The organism is Streptomyces sp. NPDC094448 (genome assembly GCF_044763775.1).
Taxonomy (GTDB): Bacteria; Actinomycetota; Actinomycetes; order Streptomycetales; family Streptomycetaceae; genus Streptomyces.
Genome location: NZ_JBIWGU010000029.1, coordinates 1 through 4836, shown reverse-complemented (window position 1 = coordinate 4836; position 4836 = coordinate 1). Strand labels below are relative to the sequence as shown.

The 4836-nt window shown below is 71.5% G+C and carries 1 protein-coding gene; it reads right to left on the bottom strand.

Annotated elements, in window-relative coordinates; genetic code table 11:
- On the bottom strand, positions 1 to 4836 hold a 4836-nt coding region (locus tag ACIQ9E_RS29690; RefSeq protein ID WP_403712295.1), incomplete at both ends, for a beta-ketoacyl synthase N-terminal-like domain-containing protein.

Below are 4836 nucleotides of genomic sequence, written 5' to 3'. Positions count from 1 at the left end.
CACACCGGTGGCCGCCGCATGGATCAGGACCCTCTCACCGGGCCGCAGCCCCGCCAGATCGACCAGCCCGTACCACGCCGTCGCAAACACGGTGAGTACGGATGCGCCGGTTGCGTACGTCCATCCGTCGGGCAGCCGGCCCAGCAGCCGCCGGTCCGTGACCGCGACCGGACCGAAGGCGCCCGCGAGCATTCCCATGACGCGGTCGCCGGGCGCCAGGTCCTGGACCCCGGGGCCGGTCTCCAGGACGATCCCGGCGGCTTCACTGCCGAGCGGCCGCTCGTCGGAGATCACGCCCAGCGCCACCGTGACATCACGGAAGTTCAGGCCCGCGGCCCGTACCCCGATCCGCACCTCACCGGCCGCGAGCGGCCGGTCCGGTCCGTCGGTGGGCACGACGGCGAGACCGTCGAGCGACCCGGTGGCAGATGGGCGCAGCTGCCACGATCCACTGTCCGGAAGGGGCAGGGCCGGTGCGGCCCGCATGATCCTGGCCGCCTCGTAGCGGTCGCCGCGCAGACGCAACCGGGGCTCACCGAGCGCCGCGATCGTGGCGCACCGCGCAGGGTCCAGGACTTCTCCCGGGTCCGTTTCGACGAGGAAGAAGCGGCCCGGCCGCTCGTTCTGGGCGGTGCGTACGAGTCCCGAGGCCGCCATCGCGGCGAGGCCGCCGGTGACCTGGACGATCAGTGTGCGCTCGGCCCGGAGCAGGGCGTCGAGCACCCGGGCGGTGAGGTCCCGGGTCTCCTGGAGCGGGTCGGCGTCGTTGCCGTGCAGCGTCAGAACGTCCGCGTCGCACGGGGCGACCCCGGCCGGTACGGGCACGGCGCTCCAGCCGATACGCAGCACCGGATCGGCGGGTGCCGGCTCGGCCGGGGGCCGGGTGACCAGCGCGTCCACGGACGCGACGGGCCGGTTCCCGCTGTCCGCGGCCTGCAACCGGAGCCCGTCCGGACCGGGTGTGATCGCGACCCGCAGCGAGGTCGCACCGGTCGCATGGAAACGGACGCCGTGCCAGGAGAAGGGCAGTTGCACACCCTGCGCGCCATCGGAAGCGAGCATCAGGAGGCTGCCGCTCTGCAAGGCGGCGTCGAGCAGGGCCGGATGGACACCGAAGTGTTCCGCGTCGGCGGTACGGTCCTCGGGGAGCGCCACCTCGGCGTAGACGGTGTCACCGTCGCGCCAGGCCGCGCGCAGCCCGCGGAACGTGGGGCCGAACCGGTAGCCCAGCGCGGTGAGACGCGGGTAGAACTCGTCGATGTCGACGGCAGTGGTACCGGCCGGGGGCCACTGCGGGAACGCTTCGGGGGTGGTGGTGCCGGTGGTGGTGAGGGTTCCGGTGGCGTGGCGGGTCCAGGTGTCGGTGCCTTCGGGGCGGGCGTGGACGGTCACCGGTCGGCGCCCGGTCTCGTCGGGCCGGTCGACGGTGACGGTGAGATCGACGGCGCCGGTGACCGGGAGTACGAGCGGTGTCTCGATGACCAGTTCGTCGATGGTGTCGCAGCCGGTCTCGTCACCCGCGCGGATCACCAGCTCCAGGAACGCGGTGCCCGGGAGCAGTACCGTGTCCTGGACGGCGTGGTCGGCCAGCCAGGGGTGGGTGCGCAGGGAGATCCGGCCGGTGAGCGCGGTGCCGTCGTTCGTCGGCAGGGCCGTGGTCGCGGCCAGCATGGAGTGCGCCGTGGCGGTGAGGCCCAGGGTGCTGAGATCGGTGGGGGCCGCCGCCTCTATCCAGTAGCGTTTGTGGTCGAAGGGGTAGGTGGGCAGGTCGAGAAGCCGTTCTCCGGTGGGCGGGACGAGAGTGGTCCAGTCGACGGTGGCACCCTGGACCCAGGCCTCCGCGAGCGCGGTGGCGAACCGGTCCCCGCCGCCTTCGCCGGTACGCAAGGAAGCGACGGTACGTTCCTGGTCGATCGCGGGCAGCAGCACCGGATGCGCACTGCACTCGATGAACAGGGAACCGTCGAGTTCCGCAATCGCGGAATCCATCGCGACCGGTTGACGGAGGTTGCGGTACCAGTAACCGTCCTCGACCGGTTCGGTGACCCAGCGGCTGTCGACCGTGGACCACCAGGGGACGGTGGGAGTGCGTGCCGTAACCCCGGTCAGTGCTTCGGCGAGTTCGTCCTCGACGGCTTCGACATGGGGGGTGTGGGAGGCGTAGTCGACTGCGATCCGCCGCACCCGAACCCCTACAGCCTCATACCCCGCCAGAACCCGTTCGACAGCCTCGGGGTTGCCCGCGATCACCGTCGAGGACGGTCCGTTACGGGCCGCGATCCACACCCCCTCCACCAGCTCCACCTCCCCCGCGGGAAGCGCGACCGAGGCCATCACCCCACGCCCCGCCAGCCGGCCCCCGATCACCCGGCTCCGCAACGCCACCACCCGCGCCCCGTCCTCCAGACTCAGCGCACCCGCCACACACGCCGCCGCAATCTCCCCCTGCGAATGACCCACCACCCCGTCCGGCACCACCCCATGCGCCCCCCACAAAGCCGCCACACTCACCGCCACCGCCCACGACAACGGCTGCACCACCTCCACCCGGTCCAGCAACTCCGGCGACCCCAGAGCCTCCTCCCACGACCAGTCCACATAAGGCGCCAACGCCGCCCCACACTCGGCCATCCGCCGCGCGAACACCTCCGACCACCCCATCAACTCCACACCCATCCCCACCCACTGCGACCCCTGCCCCGGAAACACGAACACCGTCCGCACCCCCTCACCCGCCACACCCCTCACCACACCATCCCCCAACAACACCGCCCGATGACCGAACACCGCACGCCCCCGCACCAACCCATCCGCCACCACACCCACATCCCGCCCACCCCCCACCAACCCACCCACCCGCTCCACCAACACACCCACACCCACACCAGAACGCGCCGACACCGGCAACGGCACCAACCCCCCAGACACCGAACCCCCGGAATCAGCCGGAGCAGCCGAGACGTCCGGCACCCCCTCCAGCACCACATGCGCATTCGTCCCGCTGATGCCGAGTGACGAAACGCCCGCCCGCCGCGGACGGTCCGTCTCGGGCCACGGCCGGGCCTCCGTCAGCAGCTCCACCGCCCCCGCCGACCAGTCCACATGCGACGACGGCTCACCCACATGCAACGTCTTCGGCAACACCCCGTACCGCATGGCCATCACCATCTTGATGACACCCGCGATGCCCGCCGCGGTCTGGGTGTGGCCGATGTTCGACTTGACCGAACCGAGGTAGAGAGGTGTCTCGCGGTCCTGTCCGTAGGTCGCGATGACGGCCTGCGCCTCGATGGGGTCGCCCAGAGGCGTACCCGTGCCGTGCGCCTCCACCGCGTCGACGTCGGCGGGGGCGAGCCCCGCCCTGTCGAGTGCCCTGCGGATGACGCTCTGCTGGGACGGGCCGTTGGGCGCGGAGATACCGTTGGATGCACCGTCCTGGTTGACGGCGGAGGAGCGCAGGAGCGCGAGGACGGTGTGCCCGTTGCGCCGGGCGTCCGAGAGCCGCTCCACGATGACGACACCGGCGCCTTCCGAGAAGCTGGTGCCGTCGGCGGCGTCCGCGAACGCCTTGGCCCGGCCGTCGGGGGCGAGTCCGCGCTGGCGGCAGAATTCGACGTATCCCAGCGGTGTGGGCATGACCGTGACACCGCCGGCGAGCGCCAGTGAACAGTCCCCGGCCCGGAGCGACTGCGCGGCCTGGTGCAGGGCGACCAGCGACGAAGAGCACGCCGTATCGACCGTGACGGCCGGTCCTTCCATGCCGAAGAAGTAGGAGATACGGCCGGAGAGCACGCTGTTCTGGGTGGCGGTGGCGCCGAAGCCGCCCAGGTCGACGCCTGCGCCGTACCCGTGCGAGAACGCGCCCATGAACACACCGGTGTCGCTGCCCCGCAGGGTGCCCGGGACGATGCCCGCGTGTTCGAACGCCTCCCAGGCCGTTTCGAGGATGACGCGCTGCTGCGGATCCATGGCCCATGCCTCGCGCGGGCTGATGCCGAAGAACGCGGCGTCGAAGTCCGCGGCGTCGGGGAGGAAGCCGCCGTGCCGGACGTACGTCTTGCCGGGCGCGTCCGGATCCGGGTCGAACAGCGCGTCGATGTCCCAGCCGCGGTCGGCGGGGAACTCGGTGATCGCGTCCGTGCCGGACTCGACGAGCCGCCACAGCTCCTCGGGCGAGGTGACGCCGCCGGGCAGCCGGCAGGCCATGCCGACGATCGCGAGGGGTTCTTCGTGGTGGGTCCGCGCGGTTCGTACCGGCAGGGGAGCGTCCGTGCCGAACAGATCGGCGCGGAGCTTCGCGGCCAGCACCCGCGGTGTCGGATGGTCGAACACCATCGTGGAGCTGAGCCGGAGCCCGGTCGCCTCCGCGAGCCGGTTCCGCAGTTCGATCGCGGTGAGCGAGTCGATGCCGAGATCCTTGAACGCCCTGGTCGGCCCGATGTCCGTGGCGTCGGCATGCCCGAGCACGGTCGCGGTGGCATCCGACACCAGCGCGAGCAGAGCCGTCTCACGGTCGGCGTCGGGCAGCTCCGCGAGCCGCTGGGTGAACGTCTGCCCGGCTCGGGCGGTACGGCGCGCGCCTCGGCGCAGACCGCTCAGGATCGGCGGTACGTCACCCGACGACAGCTGCGCCGGGTCCATCGGGGCCGCCAGCACGAAGTCCTTGCCGGAGGCGATGGCCGCGTCGTAGAGGCGCATGCCCTCTTCGTCCGAGATGGGCAGGAAGCCGCTGCGCCGGATGCGCTGTCGGTCGGTGTGGGTGAGTTGGGCGGTGAGGGTGGTGGTGGTGTGCCACATGCCCCAGGCGATGGTGGTGGCGGGTTGGTTGTGGTGGTG